This is a genomic window from Aeromonas molluscorum 848 (assembly GCF_000388115.1).
GTDB classification, from domain to species: Bacteria; Pseudomonadota; Gammaproteobacteria; order Enterobacterales; family Aeromonadaceae; genus Aeromonas; species Aeromonas molluscorum.
Window position 1 is genome coordinate 1 of record NZ_AQGQ01000036.1, and the last position, 17065, is coordinate 17065.

16 protein-coding genes are annotated in these 17065 nt (G+C 60.1%); 6 read left to right on the top strand and 10 right to left on the bottom strand.

Features of this window, described 5'->3' with window-relative positions; translation table 11 throughout:
• The 5 genes from G113_RS07575 to G113_RS07595 all read left to right on the top strand — a co-directional run.
• The coding region (locus tag G113_RS07575) for a transporter associated domain-containing protein (RefSeq protein ID WP_005898068.1) at positions 1-659 on the top strand (659 nt) is incomplete at its 5' end.
• Complete coding sequence (locus G113_RS07580) at positions 656-1198, top strand: hypothetical protein (RefSeq protein ID WP_040319011.1); 543 nt, start codon at positions 656-658, stop codon at positions 1196-1198. The genes G113_RS07575 and G113_RS07580, both read left to right, overlap by 4 nt.
• Before the next feature lie 336 nt (positions 1199-1534).
• On the top strand, positions 1535-2437 hold the full coding sequence (locus G113_RS07585) for a homocysteine S-methyltransferase family protein (protein WP_005898072.1): 903 nt from the start codon (positions 1535-1537) through the stop codon (positions 2435-2437).
• 9 nt (positions 2438-2446) lie between these two features.
• Positions 2447-3850, top strand: coding sequence for a basic amino acid/polyamine antiporter (locus G113_RS07590; protein ID WP_005898074.1), 1404 nt, complete (start codon positions 2447-2449; stop codon positions 3848-3850).
• Positions 3851-3965: 115 nt separating this feature from the next.
• Positions 3966-4340 (top strand): hypothetical protein, encoded by a 375-nt coding sequence (locus G113_RS07595; RefSeq protein ID WP_005898077.1) that lies wholly within the window; start codon positions 3966-3968, stop codon positions 4338-4340.
• A 75-nt stretch (positions 4341-4415) separates the two neighbouring features.
• On the opposite strand, the gene G113_RS07600 is transcribed toward G113_RS07595, so the two are convergent.
• The 8 genes from G113_RS07600 to G113_RS07635 form a co-directional block, all read right to left on the bottom strand.
• Complete coding sequence (locus tag G113_RS07600; RefSeq protein ID WP_005898079.1) at positions 4416-5165, bottom strand: amino acid ABC transporter ATP-binding protein; 750 nt, start codon at positions 5163-5165, stop codon at positions 4416-4418.
• On the bottom strand, positions 5149-6120 hold the full coding sequence (locus tag G113_RS07605; protein ID WP_005898081.1) for an amino acid ABC transporter permease: 972 nt from the start codon (positions 6118-6120) through the stop codon (positions 5149-5151). Before G113_RS07605 ends, G113_RS07600 begins: the two co-directional genes overlap by 17 nt.
• A gap of 73 nt (positions 6121-6193) precedes the next feature.
• Positions 6194-6991, bottom strand: coding sequence for a transporter substrate-binding domain-containing protein (locus G113_RS07610; protein ID WP_005898083.1), 798 nt, complete (start codon positions 6989-6991; stop codon positions 6194-6196).
• Positions 6992-7577: 586 nt separating this feature from the next.
• Complete coding sequence (rnk, locus tag G113_RS07615; RefSeq protein WP_005898085.1) at positions 7578-7973, bottom strand: nucleoside diphosphate kinase regulator; 396 nt, start codon at positions 7971-7973, stop codon at positions 7578-7580.
• A 211-nt stretch (positions 7974-8184) separates the two neighbouring features.
• Entirely contained in the window at positions 8185-8907 is a 723-nt protein-coding gene (locus G113_RS07620; RefSeq protein WP_005898087.1) for a substrate-binding periplasmic protein, read from the bottom strand.
• 54 nt (positions 8908-8961) lie between these two features.
• Positions 8962-9633, bottom strand: a complete 672-nt coding sequence (locus G113_RS07625) for a hypothetical protein (protein WP_040319014.1) — start codon at positions 9631-9633, stop codon at positions 8962-8964.
• A gap of 151 nt (positions 9634-9784) precedes the next feature.
• A complete protein-coding gene (locus tag G113_RS07630) occupies positions 9785-11170 on the bottom strand; it encodes an alkaline phosphatase (RefSeq protein WP_005898092.1) in 1386 nt (461 codons plus the stop codon).
• A 12-nt stretch (positions 11171-11182) separates the two neighbouring features.
• Entirely contained in the window at positions 11183-12592 is a 1410-nt protein-coding gene (locus G113_RS07635) for an alkaline phosphatase (protein ID WP_005898094.1), read from the bottom strand.
• Positions 12593-12834: 242 nt separating this feature from the next.
• Between G113_RS07635 and ylqF the strand changes: the two genes are divergently transcribed.
• Positions 12835-13782, top strand: coding sequence for a ribosome biogenesis GTPase YlqF (gene ylqF, locus G113_RS07640; protein ID WP_005898097.1), 948 nt, complete (start codon positions 12835-12837; stop codon positions 13780-13782).
• A gap of 190 nt (positions 13783-13972) precedes the next feature.
• Here the strand turns inward: ylqF and G113_RS07645 are convergent, their stop codons facing one another.
• Together G113_RS07645 and dinG are read right to left on the bottom strand one after the other, a co-directional pair.
• Entirely contained in the window at positions 13973-14632 is a 660-nt protein-coding gene (locus tag G113_RS07645; protein ID WP_005898099.1) for a YccT family protein, read from the bottom strand.
• A 272-nt stretch (positions 14633-14904) separates the two neighbouring features.
• A complete protein-coding gene (gene dinG, locus G113_RS07650) occupies positions 14905-16977 on the bottom strand; it encodes an ATP-dependent DNA helicase DinG (protein WP_005898102.1) in 2073 nt (690 codons plus the stop codon).
• Positions 16978-17065: the final 88 nt, after the last annotated feature.

The window sequence follows — 17065 nt, forward strand, 5'->3', positions numbered from 1 at the left end:
GTGAGAGCCTCATTTACTTCACGCTGCAAGAGAGTGAGGAGAGCATCAAGGCCAAGATCGCCGAGCATCCCCATAACAAGTTTTTGGTGTGCGATCACAACCTCGACAGCATCAAGGGTTTCGTCGATGCCAAGGAGCTGTTGATCCGCGTCATCAGCGGCCAGAGCATCGATCTCATCGGCGGCAATCTGGTACAGAACGTCATCATCATCCCCGACACCCTCAACCTCTACGAGGCGATGGAGTACTTCAAGAATCATCGGGGCGACTTTGCCGTGGTGATGAACGAGTACGCCCTGGTGGTCGGTATCGTCACCATGAACGATCTGATGAGTACCGTCATGGGGGAGTGGGCCACCCACGTGGTGGAGGAGCAGATAGTCCAGCGTGACGATAGCTCCTGGCTGGTGGATGGGGTTACCCCCATCACTGACGTGATGCGCTGGTTCGATATCGAAGCCTTCCCCGAGATGCAGAACTACGAAACCATCGCCGGTTTCATCATGTTCATGCTGCGCAAGATCCCCAAGCGTACCGACTCGGTCAAGTACGCGGGTTACAAGTTTGAAGTGGTAGACATAGACAGCTACAAGATCGATCAGCTGCTGGTTACCCGGATAGAGGCCAACCCGACCGAGAAGGTCTTTCAGGAGTCATGATGATGCGTGCTGTTTTGCGGCCTCTGGCCGTTCTCTCTCTGGCGGTCCTGCTGGGAGCCTGCACTTCCCCCGCGCCCAAGAAGGCGGTGGTTGCCCCCAAACCGGTGCCGGTTAGCCAGCCAGTGGTGGTGGCAGCGCCGGATCCCGACGCCGTGGTGCAGAGTGATGCCGCCTTGCCTACCCCTGTCTTTGACGAGCAGTATCATGGCCCGGATCAGGGATCGCTGGAGTCGGTGACTGCGCTGTTCGCCCGCGGCTACCTGGAGTCGGCCTTGCGCGAAACCATGCTGGCCGCGGTGCAGACCGACTATCCGCTGCTCGGCATGCGCGATGTGCGCATGAGCGATCCCGTGAGCAAGTTTCTCAGCTCACCCAAGGCCAGCCAGCTTGCAAATGACTATCTGCGCGCCGGAGTCGAGCGCCGCCTGGGTCATTCCTTGAGCACCGGCCAGTGGCAGCAGATCTGGCAGGGGTTGCCCAAGCAGGGGCGGGTGTCCGACTGGACCTTGCAACTCAAGCGAGTGTTGGCGGGGAGATAAGCCGCCATGGCTGTCGGCGGTATCCGCTGTCGCCACTCCCCACATTTGGTATCCAGCAAAAGGCCACCCCGGGGTGGCCTTTTGCCATCCAGGCCGCCAATGCCGATGCCTGGCTTGTCATGCCTCCCTTCTCGACTATTTCCCCGCTCCCCGTGGGCCATCGTCATCACCCTGATTTATGCCGATGGCTGCCCGTCATGCGCAGATCCTGATTGCGTCCTCTTTTACTTTCCGTCATGATATTTCGGCATTCTGGCCATCCAGATGTTTTTATGGCTTTGGTGTTGTATCACACAATAATCACCCGCCATGACGGGGACACGCAGAGAGACAGAGATGGAAAATAACGATTTGGTGGTGCTCGATGGTGGCATGGGTCGTGAGCTGGCCAGGCGCGGGGCTCCTTTTCGTCAACCGGAGTGGTCGGCCCTGGCATTGATGGAGGCGCCCGAGACGGTATCCCAAGTGCATCAAGCCTATGTGCGGAGTGGGGCCAGGGTGATCACCACCAACAGCTATGCCCTGGTGCCGTTCCATATCGGTGCCGAGCGTTTCGCGGCCCAGGGAGAGGCGCTGGCGGCGCTGGCGGGCAAGCTAGCCCGGACCGTGGCCGGGGAGGCTGATGCCGGGGTGCGGGTGGCCGGCTCCTTGCCACCGCTATTTGGCTCTTATCGCCCTGATCTTTTCGAGCCTGCGCGGGTGAGCGAGCTGGCCGGGCCCTTGATCCGCGGGCTGGCTCCCCATGTGGATATCTGGTTGGCCGAGACCATGAGTCTGATTGCCGAGCCGTTGGCTCTCAGGGCCTTGTTGCCCCGCGACGGCAAGCCATTCTGGGTCTCCTTCACCCTGGAAGACGAGACGCCAGGAAAGGAACCTACCCTGCGCTCCGGCGAGCGGGTGGCAGATGCCGTCGATGCGTTGGCTGCGGCTGGCGTGGATGCCCTCTTGTTCAACTGCTGTCAGCCTGAGGTGATTGAGGCAGCGCTGCGGGTCGCCGCAGACAGATTGCAGAGTCAGGGATTCAGTCATATCCGGTTGGGCGCTTATGCCAACGCTTTCCCGCCCCAGCCCAAAGAGGCGACCGCCAACGATGGGCTGGACGAGATCCGCGCCGATCTGGGGCCGCTCGATTACCTCGACTGGGCAGAGTGCTGGCGCGAGCAGGGGGCGACTCTTATTGGTGGTTGCTGTGGCATAGGCCCGGAACATATTCAGGCCCTGTCGAACCGCTTAGGCTAAGGAACCTTGATGAAAGAGAACCGGATAGGACTCTGGTCCCTCACCGCGCTGGTGTTCAGTTCCATGGTGGGGGCGGGCATCTTCAGCTTGCCCCAGAACATGGCCGAGGTCGCAGGTGCGCGCGCCGTGCTGATTGGCTGGGCTATCACTGGGGTGGGGATCCTGGCGCTGGCCGCCTGTTTCCTCTATCTATCGCGGCTAAGGCCGGATCTGGATGGTGGTATTTATAGCTATGCCCGCGCCGGTTTTGGCGATCTGGTGGGCTTCTTTTCCGCCTGGGGTTACTGGCTATGCGCCACCATAGGGGTAGTGGGTTATCTGGTGATCGCCTTCGCGGCGCTTGGCAGTTTCATCGACACGCCGCAGCAGATCTGGTTCGGTGAGGGCAATACCCTGTGGGCCTTCCTCGGCGAGTCCTGCATCTTGTGGGCCGTTCACTTGCTGGTGGCCCGCGGCGTACAGCAAGCAGCCCTGTTCAATCTGGTGGCGACCCTGGCCAAGAGCCTGCCGCTGCTGCTGTTCGTGCTGTTTGCTTGCTACTACTTTGACCCGGTGACCTTCAATCAGGATCCGGCAGGCAGCAGCCTGGCCGTGCCGGTCTCCGAGCAGGTGCGTAACACCATGCTCATTACCCTCTGGGTTTTCACCGGCATAGAGGGGGCGGCCGTGCTGTCGGCCCGGGCCCGGCGCAAGCAGGATGTGGGCACGGCAACCGTGCTGGGAGTAGTGCTGGCGTTGCTGCTCTATGTGCTGATCTCCGTGCTCTCCCTCGGTATCTTGAGTCGTCCCGAGCTGGCGACCCTGCCCAACCCCTCCATGGCGGGGCTGATGGCGAACATGACGGGATCCTGGGGCAAAGGGCTGCTCAGCCTGGGACTCATCGTGTCGGTGCTGGCCTCCTATGTCAGTTGGACCCTGTTCTCGGCCGAGGTGCCGTTCAGCGCAGCCCGGCATGGGGCATTCCCGGCCATCTTTCGCCGCCAGAATGACAGGGGAACGCCCATCGCCTCTCTCTGGCTCACCAGCTTGACGGTACAGGGCTGCCTGCTGCTGGTGTGGCTGCTGGGCAAGGGCTATACCAGCCTGTTGCTTATCTCCACCTCCATGATCCTGGTGCCCTACCTGCTGATTGGACTCTTCCTGCTCAAGCTCTGCCTGAGGGGAGAGGGCAGGCTTCGGATGCGCGTCGTGGCGGCGTTGGCGAGTGGCTATGGTCTCTGGCTGCTCTATGCCGCCGGGGTGGAGTACCTGCTGCTGTCGCTCTTGCTCTATGGCCCGGGTCTGTTGCTGTTTCTCTACAGTCGGCGTCAACTGGGCGAGGCGGGACGCCTGACAGGGCACGAACGTTGGCTGGCCGGCGTGACACTGCTGGCGCTGTTGCCCGCACTCTGGTCGTTTGGTCACATCTCGTGACGTCCAGGCAAGATGGCGTTATCCCCTTTGAGCAGCCAAGCTAAGGATGGGTGCCAGCACCTCGCTGGCACGCTTGTGGCGAGCAACCGTCCATTGGAAAAAGAAGAGAGAGCCTATGAACATCTGCAGGATAGGCCCCCTGTTATTGATACTGGCCGCGGGCCCCTTGTATGCCAATGACAGTGTCAACAGTGAGTTGAGTCATGTGGCGGGGGGAGCTGCCATGGCCGTCGGTTTTACCGTCATCTCTGATCACTACTGGAGTCAGGAGCACAGAGGCTGGATTGGGTTTGGCATATCCGCCAGCTTGGGGGTATTGGGCGAGCTGGCCGAGAAGGCAACGGGCAAGGGGCCTTTCTCAGGGCTGGATGCCGCCTCCAATGCGCTGGGCGCCGCCATGGGGGCTTTCGTCACGGATCAGTGGATCCTCTCCCCCGTGGTGAGCCCGGATTCCCACTATGCCGGTCTCAACGCCAGCTACCGCTTCTAAGTTCGGGTGTAGACAAGAAAGGGGAGCCGCGATGGCTCCCCTTTGTACTTGTCTGTCAGCACCGGCGAGTACTCTCTAGAGTACTTGACTCAGGAACTGGCGCAGGCGGGAGGAGGCTGAGTTGTCGAAGAAGTCGTCAGGCTTTTCGTCCACCAGAAGTTCACCTCGCTCCATGAAGAGCACCCGGTCTGCCACTTCGCGGGCAAAGCCCATCTCGTGGGTGACGACCACCATGGTCATGCCCTCGCGCGCCAGTCCTTTCATCACGTCCAGCACCTCGCCGACCATCTCGGGATCCAGGGCACTGGTGGGTTCATCAAACAGCATGATCCGTGGCTGCATGGCCAGGGCCCGAGCGATGGCGACCCGCTGCTGCTGACCGCCGGAAAGCTGGGAGGGATAACTGGCTGCCTTGTCGGCCAGTCCCACCTTGAGCAGCAGGGCCTTGGCCCTGTCCTCGGCATCCTGGCGCGACAGCCCACGCACCTTCTGGGGGGCCAGGGAGATGTTGTCCAGTACCGACAGGTGAGGGAAGAGGTTGAAGGACTGGAACACCATGCCTACCTCTTCGCGCAACTTGTTGACGTTGCCGGGCTCGGTCAGGCTGATACCGTCGACGATGATGTCCCCATCGTTGATGGTCTCTAGCTGGTTGAGAGTGCGCAGGAAGGTGGATTTCCCCGAGCCGCTCGGGCCGACGATCACTACCACTTCCCCTTCTGCGACTTGGGTACTGACGTTTTTCAGGGCATGGACGCCGCCGGCATAAATCTTCTCGACCCCGCTGGCTTTGATGATGGGGTCTTGCTTAGTTGCTGCGTGCATATTTCACCTCCAAGCGGCGCACCAGGAAGGAGAGGGTGCCGGTGAGTACCAGATAGAGCAGGGCCACGGTGAACCAGACCTCGAACGGACTGAAGGTGGAGCTGACCACCTCCCGGCCCGCCTTGGTGAGATCCGTGATCGAAATGACGGAGACCAGGGAGGAGTCCTTGATGAGGTTGATGAACTGACCCGCCAGGGGAGGCAGCACTCGCTTGAAAGCCTGCGGCAATATGATGTAGCGCATGGTCTGGGCCGAGGTGAGACCCAGACTGCGACCCGCTTCCATCTGTCCTTTGTGGATGGAGTCGATGCCTGCCCGTACAATTTCGGCCACATAGGCCCCGGTGAAGACCGCCAAGGCCGCCACCCCGGCGGTGAACCTGTCCAGGTTCAGCACTGTTCCGATGAAGAAGTAGACGATGAAGATCTGCACCAGCAGCGGTGTGCCGCGGATGAGTTCCACATAGCAACCGGCAAGATTGCGCAGCGCCGGGTTGGGCGAGAGGCGGGCCAGTCCCGCCAGGGTGCCGAGCAGTATGGCGAAGATCCCGGCTACCAGAGAAAGTTTGATGGTGACCCAGATGCCAAAGGCGATGGGGCCCGGGGTCCATTTCAGCTGAGTGTCGAGCACATCACCGCGAAAGACGGTATCTCCTTCCGACAGGTTGGAGCCGGTGGCGGCAATGGTTTGGCGGTGGGTTGCGTCCAGATCGTCTTGCAGCACCAGGGCGCCATTCTCGGCCACCACAGTGCCATCAAACTCGGCATAGCTGTTTTGCTGGGCCTGATAGACGATGTATTGGGGGATGCGCTCCCAGCGCCAGGTGTAATCGACCGATTGAACGGCCTTGTAGATGCCGAATACGGCAAGCAGCAGCATCAGCACGAAAACGCCGTGCCAAAGTAGTGAGCTGGGCTGTTTTTCCATCTGTTTGATGGGTCTCGGATTGAGCACAGTCGACAACCTCTTTCTTTATTGTGTGGGGGTCTGCGTGAGGGGCGCGGCCCGGGCCGCGCCCTCGAGAGGCTTACTTGAGCTGTTTCAACCAGTCGTTGGACTCGAACCATTTCTGATAGAGACGGTCGTAGCTGCCGTCACCCTTGATCTGGCGCAGGTAGTTGTTCATCCAGTTGAGGGTGTCTTGATCGCCTTTGCGAATGGCCCAGGCCAGGGGCTCGAAGGTGAAAGGAGTCGCCAGGTGCACCACGGCGCCCTTGTTTTCGGAGGCGAAGATGGCGTTGTAGGGCAGGTCATAGATGAAGGCATCGACCTTGCCGTTGATCACTTCCAGCTTGGCGTCATCCTGCGTTTCATACTGCAGCAGGGTTGCCTTGGGGATCATGCGTTTTACCGCCTGCTCACCCGTGGTGCCGAGCTTGACCGCAATCTTGAACTTGGGATCGTTCAAATCCTGATAGGACTTGATGCTGCCCGCCAGATCCTTGCGCAGCACTATGGTCTGGCCCACGACGATATAGGGGTCGGCGAAGTTGACGCGCAGGTTGCGCTGGGGAGTGACCGTCATGCCACCCATGATGACGTCGAACTTGTCGGTGAGCAGGGCGGGGATGATGCCGTCCCAGGCGGTGTTGACGAACTCCACTTTGACGCCCATCTCCTTGGCGACCATTTTGGCGAGATCCACATCGAAGCCGATGTATTTGCCCTGTTTGTTGGTCATTTCAAAGGGTTGGTAACCGGCGTCGAAACCGACGCGCAGTACACCGCGATCGAGCACGGCATCCAGGGTGGAGGGGGCGGCACTGGGGGCGGCGTTGGCCATGCCGCAGGCGAGCAGGGTAGAAAGTATCAATTTTTTGATCATGGTGACTTCTCTGTCGATGTTGTGTTCAGCCTTGAACCTGATCCCGTGCGACTCCGTGGCACAAGAGACTGCTGCATCCGGCAACAGGTAAGACGATGCTTATTATCAGGGTGAGGCCAGGGCCTCGGGTGAGATCTTATGAGCGACCGCTGAGTGAAAAATGAACTCAAATCGGCCTATTGTCAGTCAACTCGGTGGCAGAGTGTCTTGACGCTTTAGTGAACTGCTCATAAAGGCGCACAAAAACAACATATCTATCTAAGGTGATAGGTTCAAGCGCAATCTCTCCATGACGGACAAGTTAACCGTAAAGGGGGTCAAACGGATTTTCTTCAACAATGACAATCAATTATCTCGTCATTAACGAATGGCTCTCATCCAGGAGACGCTGTGCAGGCATGGATTTGGCAGCGGTGGATAGCGAATTATGCTGAGGGCATGTTGTTTTTGCTGGGGCGAGCTTGACGGCAGGGCGCCATCGGCAAGAGAAGAGTGCACCCCGTTAGCAGGGGAGGGGGTCTTTGGTTGAATGACGGACAAGAGGCGCTTCAGGGCGTCCGTGGGACGCCCTCGGTGGCTCGCAAGATCAGCGATGCAGTTCGCCCGCGCGCTCCGGCTGATAGACGACCTCCAGGATCTCGACCTCGATGTTGCGACCGGCGGGCCCGGACCAGCTGATGTTGTCACCGACCTTGAGGCCGAGCAGGGCGCTGCCAACCGGGGTCAGCACAGAGATCTTCGACTCATCACCCTGCACATCCTTGGGGTAGACCAGGGTCAGGCAGAAGGGGGCGTCACTGTTCTTCATCTTGAAGCGCACCTGACTGTTCATGGTGACCACGTCCGGCGGCATGTCGGCCGGATCGCGGATCTCGGCGCGATTGAGCTCTTCTTGCAGGGCCTGATGCTGGGGCGAGTTGCCAAGCAGAGGTTCAATTCGGTCCAGATCCAGGCTGGAGATAATAAGATGGGGAGCAGTCATAGGGTATTTCCTCATGAAATAGGGTTAACAAGGCCGCAGGGGCCCAAATAGATTGGGAAGAATGGAAGAGACGAACGCGGCCCCCGACAGCTCGTGGGAAGAACGAGGGCGGGGGCTCAGCTGGGTGTGAGCAGAATGGGAAAAATCAGACTGGTTTTCATGACGATACCATAACCATTATGGTTTCTTTTGGCAATCCTTCAGCCCATGCTCAGGGGGCCTGGTAATCGTACTGATGCAGTATGCGGGCCAGGCTGCCATCGGCTCGCATCCCTTGAATGACATCATGCCACCGTCTGGCTTCCTGCGAGGGAAAATCAGGGCTGGCGGCCAGATAGAGCGGCATCTTGGCCAGGGTAGCCCCTTTGACCAGCTCGGAGAGCCGCAGTCCCGCCTCTTGCTGGGCGTAGCGTATGGTATTCCAGGCGGCGGCCCAGGCCTGGATCCGACCCAGCGCCAGCTTGTCGGCGTTGTTGCGCTCGGTGGTGACTATTTCCAGGGAGGTTACTCCCAGCTCCTGGAGCAGGTTGTGGCTAAGGGAGTGGCGCAGCACGCCTATCTTGAGCGGGCTCTTTTCATCCAGTCTCAGCGGTGCCGGGTGGTAGTGTTGGTCGCTGGCGAGCACGAAGGCTTCATCGAGCAGTGGCACTATCCATTGCAGCATTGCCTCGCGATCCGGGCTGCGTACCGGCGGCAGCAACAGGACCCGGGATCGGTGCTGGGCCTCCTGGATGGCGCGCGCGAAGGGCATCAGCTCTATCTGTATGGGTTCGCGCAAGCGCCGTGCCGCCTCTTCAATGACCTCTACCGCCATGCCGGTCGGCGCCCCTTGTTGGGGGCGGATCACATAGGGGGGCACTTCGCCCGCCAGCAGGGTGACCGCCTGGACAAAGGGGCTAAACAGGACAAGCAGCAGGCACAGAAGCAGGGACATGGCACGTCATCATGGTCAACGAGAGGCCAAGTGTACCATCTGTGGCCTGTCTATTTAGTCGAAAAAGTCACGAATGTCCCGTGGCTGGTAATCGGCTAATACGAGCCAGGGGGCCCGGGGACTCAGCTTGGCGGGAGTGAGCGCCATCTTGTAGCTGCGATAACCATCAAGGGAGCCTGACTCGACTTGCAAGGGGACTTGCAGCTGTTCTGACCAGAGAATACGGGTGCGCTCATGGGCCGTCTTGTGTTCATACCAGCGAGCCCCGGCGGGAGCGTCTTCTTCCAGCAAATCCATGGTGGCCAGCAGCTCAGGGTCAATCAAGAAGCGCACCTTGGCCCAATTGGGCGTAAAGGCTACCTGACCATACTCCTCGGGAGGCACGCTCACCAACTGCTTGTGGTAGCTGTCCGCGTAGTGCAGCTGGACTGTGCCCCCCTCATCCAGGCTGACCCAGCGGGCAGCCATCTGATGAGTGAAGTGTTTATGACCGGGCTGACCATCATGCTGCTGGTGATAGGCGCGGGCCACTGTGATGGGGATGAGTCGTTCGCTCCATACTTGACTGCCGCGGCGCTGCCAGCGCTCCTGCCAGCTGCTTTCACGGATGACGCCATCGGCGCTGGTGGTGCGATCCTGATACTGGATGCGGGCGGCCAGATCCGGGGCATCCGCCGTGCGGGCCTCGGCGGACAGGGTTGCGAGCGGCAGGAGCAACCCCATCATCAGGGCTGCCAGGGGAAGAGGGGTCTTGCTCATGAGGTCTCTCATCGTGCGGTCTTGGGCCAACCTTGTGCGGGGTCAGCAAAGGGGAAGAGCGTAAAATCAGGGGCCGCCGTCGATGCGGCCCCTGCGCTGACAGGTTGCCTGTCTCTACTTAGAGACCCAGGGCCTCTTTTATTTTGCCAAACACCTTGATGTTCTCCAGGGTGCCCTTGAAGCGCTCGCTACCGGCGCCATCGGCAAACAGCATCACATCGCCGCCGCCATGGGTCTCGGAGCCGAGCTTGACACCGGTCTCCTGCAGGTAGTCATCCGCCATCACCTCACTGCTGGTCAGGGTGGGGCGCACGTCGGCGCGGTTGGGACCATTGCCAAATACCAGGGTGGTGAAGGGTTTGCCATCCACGTCGTTCTGGGTCGAGCCATCGCCGTTTTTCACCAGATCCAGCACGGGATTGCCCTTGGCGGCGTAGCCGTTGATGGTCATGGTGTGGTCATGGTCTGCGGTGACCACTATCAGGGTATCATTCAGGTCGACCTTGCCGAGCGCCGTCTTGACCGCGTCATCCAGGGCGACTGCATCGGTCAGGGCCCGTTTGGCATTGGTGCCATGCAGGGCGTGGTCGATGCGACCCCCTTCCACCATCAGGAAGTAGCCTTGACTGTTTTTGGCCAGCAGATCGATCGCCTTGGCGGTCATCTGCGACAGGGATGGCTGGGTACTGGCGGCGCCCTTGGCAACCCTGTCGAGCTCATAGTCGAGGTGGGACTTGGCGCTGAACAGGCCCAGCACCTTGCCGTCACTCACCTTGGCCAAATCACTCTGGGTGGTCACGTACTGATAACCCTGGGCCTGGAGCTCGGCGGTCAGATCCCGGCCATCGGCTCGCCCGCCCTTGTTGCTGCCGGCATCATAGGGGGTCCAGTGATTGGCGCCGCCACCGAGCAGCACATCGATCCCATCCCCAAGGGCGCTGTTGAAGCCGGCGCCGCCCGGTACCGCCTGGGCGGAGATGGCGTAGGCGGCATCTCGGTGGCAGATGTGGGAGTATGTCGCCGCCGGGGTGGCGTGGGTCAACTCGGTGGTGGTGACGGCGCCCACCGACTTGCCGGCAGCCTTGGCCAGCTCGAGCAGGGTCGGAACTGTGTGGCCGTTGTCAGCCGTGCAGTTGTTGATGCCCTTGTTGCCGTTGGCATCCTTGCCAGGCGCCACGGCCAGGGTGTCGGCGCTCATGCCAATCACCTCGTTGTTCATCTTGACGCCTGTGGTGTAGGCAGCCATCGAGGGAGCTGAGTCCGTGGTCTGGGCATCGTTGGAGAAGGTCTTGATGCGGGCGCTGCGGGGGAGGGACATCATCTCGAGGTTGCCCTCCTCCCCCACCTTGAACAGGCGGGTGGCGGTGAGCACGGTCGGGCCCATGCCATCGCCAATAAAGAGAATGACGTTCTTGGCATCGCTGGCCTGAACCTGAGGCACAAGGGCCAGGGTGGCCAGGGTCAGGGCGGCGCAGATCGGTGAGGTCTTGAATCGTGTTTTCATGGGGTCTGTTCCTTAGAGCTGGGCCGCAGCCTTGATCTTGCCAAAGACGGCTGTGTTGTCGAGGGAGCCATGGAAGCTGTCCGCACCCTGGCCAATGGCGCCAAGGAATACATCCGTGCCGCCGTGGGTCTCGCTGCCGAGCTCACCGACTTTGACGACCACCTCCTGGTGGTAGTCATCGGCACCGACGGTGGCGTCGTCCAGCGGGGCCACGCTGGCCCGGGAGCCATCGACCCTGTTGTAGCCGTTGCCAAAGCCGATGATGGTGTAAGGCATGCCGTCGCTATCGAGCAGGTTGTCGCCGTTGACATAATCCTTGGCCAGACCCAATACCCCGGGGTTGCTGGCGGTGGTCTTGCCGGTGCGCTTGGCGTAGCCGTTGAGCACCAGGGTGTGGTCGTGGTCGGCAGTGACCACGATCAGGGTGTTCTTCAGCTCGGGGTCGCTCTTCTTGACCTCATCGATGGCGGCCTGGATGGCGTGGTCGAAGGCGAGGGTATCTTGCAGGGCGCGTTTGGCATTGGTGTCGTGCAGGGCGTGATCGATACGTCCCCCTTCCACCATCAGGAAGTAACCCTTCTCCTTGTCCTTGAGCTGCTTGATGGCCGCCAGTGTCATGTCGCTGAGGGAGGGTTCATCTTGCGGCCTGTCCAGGTCATATTTCATGTGGCTGGCGCCAAACAGGCCTAGCAATGGCTTGCCAGCGGCAGCGCCTTGCAGCTCACCCAGGTTGCTGGCGAACTGGTAGCCCTGGCCCTTCATCTCCTCGATGAGATTGCGCCCATCGGTGCGCTTGCCTTTGTCTGCCTGGGGCAGGAAGAAACTGCTGCCTCCGCCGAGTACCACGTCGATGCCATCCTTGAGAGCCGGATTGTAGCCAGCGCCCCCCGGTACCATCTGCACGGCGATGTCCGCCTCAAGGTCCCGGTTGCAGATATGGGCATAGGTGTCGGCCGGGGTGGCGTGGGTGATGCGGGTGGTGGTCACCACCCCGGTACCGCGCCCATCGGCCTTGGCCAGCTCGAGCAAGGTGGTGACAGGCTTGCCGGCGCTCAAGGCGCAATCGTTCTGCTGGGTGGCATCGCCATCCATGCTGATGACGCCGTTGTTGCTCTTGACTCCTGTCATGTAGGCCGCCATGGAGGGGGCCGAGTCTGTGACCTGGGCATCGTGGGAGAAGGTTTTGATAAACGCCGTCTCTGGCAGGGTATCCATGGTGAGATCCCCCGCTTCCCCGACCCCGTAAATGCGGGCGGCGGTCAGGGTGTTGATCCCCATGCCATCCCCGAGGAAGAAGATCACGTTCTTGGCGCGGGTTTCGCCCGGATTCTTGTCACCACTGTTGTCGCTGTCGCTGCTGGAATTGCAACCGGCGGCCAGGGCGGCGCCTATCATGAGTGCAATTCCTGTGATTTTTTTCATGGGTTCGCTCCTTGTAAATCCAGAGCGAAGCCTAGAGAGGCAAGATGACAGTTTGAATGAACTCAGATGACACTATGATTAAACCCATGATGAATTGCCTTGCTAATCAGTTTGTTAATATTTTCTGAAACGTCCTGGCAGCCCCCTTGGCGCAGATCCGCACCAAGGGGAGATAAGAGTCTGTCAATGTGGGGAAAAGCAGGTAAAATGCGCCCCGTTCCGAGCAGAGAAGGTGAGAGAGAATGTCGATTAACTGGTTCCCCGGTCACATGCACAAGGCCCGTAAAGAGATTGCCGAAGTCATGCCCCAGGTCGATGTCATCATAGAGATGCTCGATGCCCGGATCCCCTTCTCCAGCGAGAACCCGCTTGTGCCGGAATTGCGGGGAGATACCCCCGTTATCAAGGTGCTGAACAAGGCTGACTTGGCCGATCCTGCCATCACTGCGCTCTGGGTTGAGCACATGGAAAAGGAGAAGGGGATCAAGGCCCTTCCCCTGACGCAGCAGGAGCCGGAGAAGATCAAGAATCTGCTGGCCCTGTGCCATGAGATGCTGCCGGATCGCAATTTTGATGTGCGCGGGGTGCGCGCCATGATCATGGGCATCCCCAACGTGGGGAAATCCACCCTGATCAACACGCTGGCGGGCCGCACCATAGCCAAGACCGGTAACGAGGCGGGGGTGACCAAGTCCCAGCAGCGGATCAAGCTCGACAACAATGTCATCCTGACCGATACCCCGGGTTTCCTGTGGCCCAAGTTGAATCCACCCTCGTGCGGTTACCGCCTGGCCGTCACCGCCGCCATCAAGGACACTGTCTTTGACTATGCCGACATCGCCATGTTCGCCGCGGATTACTTCATCAAGGCCTACCCGGAGCGGGTCAAGGCGCGCTACCAGATAAGCGATCTGCCCGAGACCGAGATCGAGCTGCTGGAGATGATTGCCCGTCAGCGTGCCTTCGTGCGCAAGGGGGGCTTGGTTGATCTGCACAAGGCATCCGAGATCCTGATCAACGAGTTTCGCTCAGGCTTGTTGGGTCGCATCTCGCTGGAGACACCGGAGATGGTTAGCGCCGAGATAGTGTTGGCGGCCGAAGAGGCGGAGCACAAGGCCAAGGAGAAGGCCGAACGCGAGGAAGTGCGTCAGGCGCGTGCCCGTCGCAAGTATGCCAGGAAGCGCAGCTAACGGACCTGAGCTGCTCAATGACAGAAGAGGCGACCCCGGGGTCGCCTCTTCTGTTTAGATTGACGTTGAAACAGTGGTACGAGTCCTGGCCCAAGCGAAAGGGGTGAGCCAGGATCGCCCACACTGTTCAAGCACGTTGACCAACAACAAGGGGAGCCGAGGCTCCCCTTGTTTTTCTATGGCAATGGCCTTACTGCTGCTGGATAACCCAGATCTGGAAGGCTTTGCGCGTCTCGGTATCGGCCTTGTTGTACCAGCTTTGCAGCTGGGTCAGGGCTTCGGGGTTGCTCTGAGCCTTGCTCGGCGCAACCTGCACAGGGGCGCTGGCGGAGGCCATCACGGCGGCGGTGGAGACGGCGACCGTGGTTGGCTGGTTGAACGCCTTGCCCATGGAGATCAGCTCCTGCTGATAGTCACGGGTCAGTTGGAAACCCTCTACTTTGGGCAGGATGAACTGCTCCGTCTTGAGGGGCTGGCCGCTCACCTTGTCTTTCAGGACCACGTTCTGGGTCTTGATGAACTGCTGGGCTTCGGCTTCATTACGAGGCTTCTTGTAATCCAGAGTCAGCTGCTGGTTATCCTTGGCAGTGAAGTTGATGACCAGGGGCTCAGCGGTCACGAACTTGGTGTCGTTGCGGCTGGAGTAGTTGCCCTCGAAGGCGACAACCAGTTGATGATCTCCTGCCTCGAGCGGGAAGCTGTTGGACTTGTCGAGCAGCTTGGGATTGATAGATGTGCCATCGATCAACTGCACCACATAGGGTGGGGTGACTTCCAATTTGACATTGGCCAGGGCGCTACCCGCCCACAACAGACCAGCCAGGGCCGGCACCAAAACAGTCAGTTTCATCTCTTCTCCTTGAACAGTCAGGCGATGGCCTGCTGAAAACAGGGGCCATTTTTGCAGGTTTGCACGAGAGCGGCAATAGCCAAGGGGGGCACAGCCCTTGTCTTGGTGGGCCGCTTCCTCTAATACCCTGTTGCTCAATAGACAGAGCAAGAGACCGGCAAGCTGTCTGCGGCCCTTGTCCCCGTTCAGTCGCCGCATCGATGTGCGGCTAAAAGAGGCGCAAGGAGAACAGAGCATAAAGCAACCTCGGTCTGCTTGTGCCTTGTCGAGGCTCAATCGATGCGGCGGCTGAACGGGGGCAGGGCATCGAGCAACCCCTTGCCGTAGCGCTTGGTCAAGAGGCGACGATCCAGTATGGTCACCCGCCCCCTGTCCGTCTCTTTGCGGATCAGGCGACCACATGCCTGGATAAGCTTGCGGGAGGCTTCGGGTACCGTCAGCTGCAAGAAAGGATTGCCGCCACGTTGTTCGACCCACTCTGCCGTGGCCTCTTCTACCGGCGAGTTGGGCACGGCGAAGGGGAGCTTGGTGATCACCAGATTGGTAAGATAGTGGCCGGGCAAGTCCAGTCCTTCCGAGAAGCTGCCGGTGCCAAACAGCACGCTGCCCTGTTCTCCATCGCATTTTTGCTTGTGCAGGGTCAGCAGAGCGCTGCGTGACGCCTCGCCCTGTACTAATAAAGAGAGCCCCTTAGCGCGCAATCCTTGCGCCACTTCGTTCATCTGGCGATAGGAGGAGAAGAGCACCAGGCTCGCCTCCTTGCCCGCGATCAGCCGTGGCAGCACCTCAATCAACTCCTGGGTGAAACCGGGGGCGCTGGGTTCATTGGCCATCTTGGGCAGATAAAGCTCCGCCTTCTGGTAATCGAAGGGGGAGCGCAGGCGCAGATAGCGGGTGCCATCATGCTCCTTGAGCCCTACCTGATGGCGAAAATAACTAAAGGAGGAGAGGGCGCTCAGGGTGGCCGAGACCAGCACGGCGCCGAGGCAACGTGACCAGAGCCACTCTTCCAGCAGATAGCCGACCTCGATGGGGGAGGCGTGCAGCCAGATCTCCCCTTCGTCCCCTTTCACCATCCAGCGTGCCATGGGGGTTTTGCCTTGCGGCACATGGCGACCCAGCATCTCCCAGAGGGCGTTGAATCCCTCCAGGCGCTGCAGATGAAAACCGGTCTCGGCCAGCAGCGGCTCGGCCTCCTTGCGGCGGATCTCCCCATCTTTCAGGGCCTCGGCGATGGCACCCTGCATTCTGTCCAGGGCCCGCAGCGCTTTCTTACTCGCCTCTTTCAGGTTTTCGGCCAGCATGGGCAAGGGCTCAGGCAGTATGCCACCTTCGAATCGATAGTGGGGATCCTGACCAAAGAGCCCTTCATTGGCGCTAAGCCACTGTTCCAGGGCCTTGAGGTCCGGCTGCAAGGAGGTGAGGGCATCTTGCAGTTTGAGCTGGGGGTCGATCAGGCTCTCTTTATTGAGAGTGCGAGTGAGCTTGCCGGCACTCTGGGCCAGCTTCTCCAACCAGCGGCGCGAACCCTTGATGCTGGCGCTGGCCGCCCCATGGTCCCGCGCGATGGTGGGCAGGTGATGGGCCTCGTCTAGCACGTAGAAACACTCATCCGGGCTTGGCAATATGATGCCGCCTCCCATGGTGAGGTCCGAGAGCAGCAGGGCGTGATTGACCACCAGGACGTCGGCGGCCTCCATGTCATTGCGAGCCCGATGGAAGGGACAGTGCTGATGATGGCTGAGTGCCTTGTTGCAACTGTGGCGATCGGCGGCGATACGTAGCCAGCCTAGATCGGGTATGGGATCTGGCCAGTTGTCACGATCTCCATCCCATTTGCCATCGGTATAGGCCTGCCAGAGGGCTTGGTAGAGACTCCGGTCACCGGCGCTTGGCTTGTGCTTGCTCAGTGCCTCGAAGTTGAATTCAAAATTGCTCATGTCGGCGCCGCTTGCCGCTTGTTCCAGCAAGTGTTCGCAGCAGTAGCGCTGCCGTCCCTTGACCAGCATGAACTTGAATGGCAGTTCACTGTGGCGATGATAGAAGGGCAGGTCCTTGTGGATCAGCTGCTCTTGCAGCGCCACTGTCGCGGTGGAGATGATGAGCTTCTTCTGACCAAGGCGGGCCACGGGAATGGCTCCTTGTGCATAGGAGAGGGATTTGCCTATGCCGGTTCCTGCCTCGGCCACCAGAATGCGGCGGGATCTGTCATATTCCCCGGTGAGCGTCTTGGCTATCTCTGCCACCAGGAAGTTCTGCTCTTTGCGCGGCATGAAACCGGGCAAGCTGTCGGCAATCTGGCGATAGGTAGCACGTATGCTGGCTTTGAGACGGGTAGATAACATGGGCTTGATGGGCGCGCGGCTTAGGGGGCAGAAACACAGGATACCCGTAACTCGGCTGCCGGGTCGAGGCCGTGATGACAGACCCTAC

Coding starts and splice junctions, on each gene's coding strand:
- dinG (WP_005898102.1), bottom strand. CDS start 16,977: ATGTTATCTACCCGTCTCAAAGCCAGCATACGTGCTACCTATCGCCAG.
- G113_RS07610 (WP_005898083.1), bottom strand. CDS start 6,991: ATGATCAAAAAATTGATACTTTCTACCCTGCTCGCCTGCGGCATGGCC.
- G113_RS07590 (WP_005898074.1), top strand. CDS start 2,447: ATGAAAGAGAACCGGATAGGACTCTGGTCCCTCACCGCGCTGGTGTTC.
- G113_RS07620 (WP_005898087.1), bottom strand. CDS start 8,907: ATGTCCCTGCTTCTGTGCCTGCTGCTTGTCCTGTTTAGCCCCTTTGTC.
- G113_RS07600 (WP_005898079.1), bottom strand. CDS start 5,165: ATGCACGCAGCAACTAAGCAAGACCCCATCATCAAAGCCAGCGGGGTC.
- rnk (WP_005898085.1), bottom strand. CDS start 7,973: ATGACTGCTCCCCATCTTATTATCTCCAGCCTGGATCTGGACCGAATT.
- ylqF (WP_005898097.1), top strand. CDS start 12,835: ATGTCGATTAACTGGTTCCCCGGTCACATGCACAAGGCCCGTAAAGAG.
- G113_RS07580 (WP_040319011.1), top strand. CDS start 656: ATGATGATGCGTGCTGTTTTGCGGCCTCTGGCCGTTCTCTCTCTGGCG.
- G113_RS07635 (WP_005898094.1), bottom strand. CDS start 12,592: ATGAAAAAAATCACAGGAATTGCACTCATGATAGGCGCCGCCCTGGCC.
- G113_RS07645 (WP_005898099.1), bottom strand. CDS start 14,632: ATGAAACTGACTGTTTTGGTGCCGGCCCTGGCTGGTCTGTTGTGGGCG.
- G113_RS07625 (WP_040319014.1), bottom strand. CDS start 9,633: ATGATGGGGTTGCTCCTGCCGCTCGCAACCCTGTCCGCCGAGGCCCGC.
- G113_RS07595 (WP_005898077.1), top strand. CDS start 3,966: ATGAACATCTGCAGGATAGGCCCCCTGTTATTGATACTGGCCGCGGGC.
- G113_RS07585 (WP_005898072.1), top strand. CDS start 1,535: ATGGAAAATAACGATTTGGTGGTGCTCGATGGTGGCATGGGTCGTGAG.
- G113_RS07630 (WP_005898092.1), bottom strand. CDS start 11,170: ATGAAAACACGATTCAAGACCTCACCGATCTGCGCCGCCCTGACCCTG.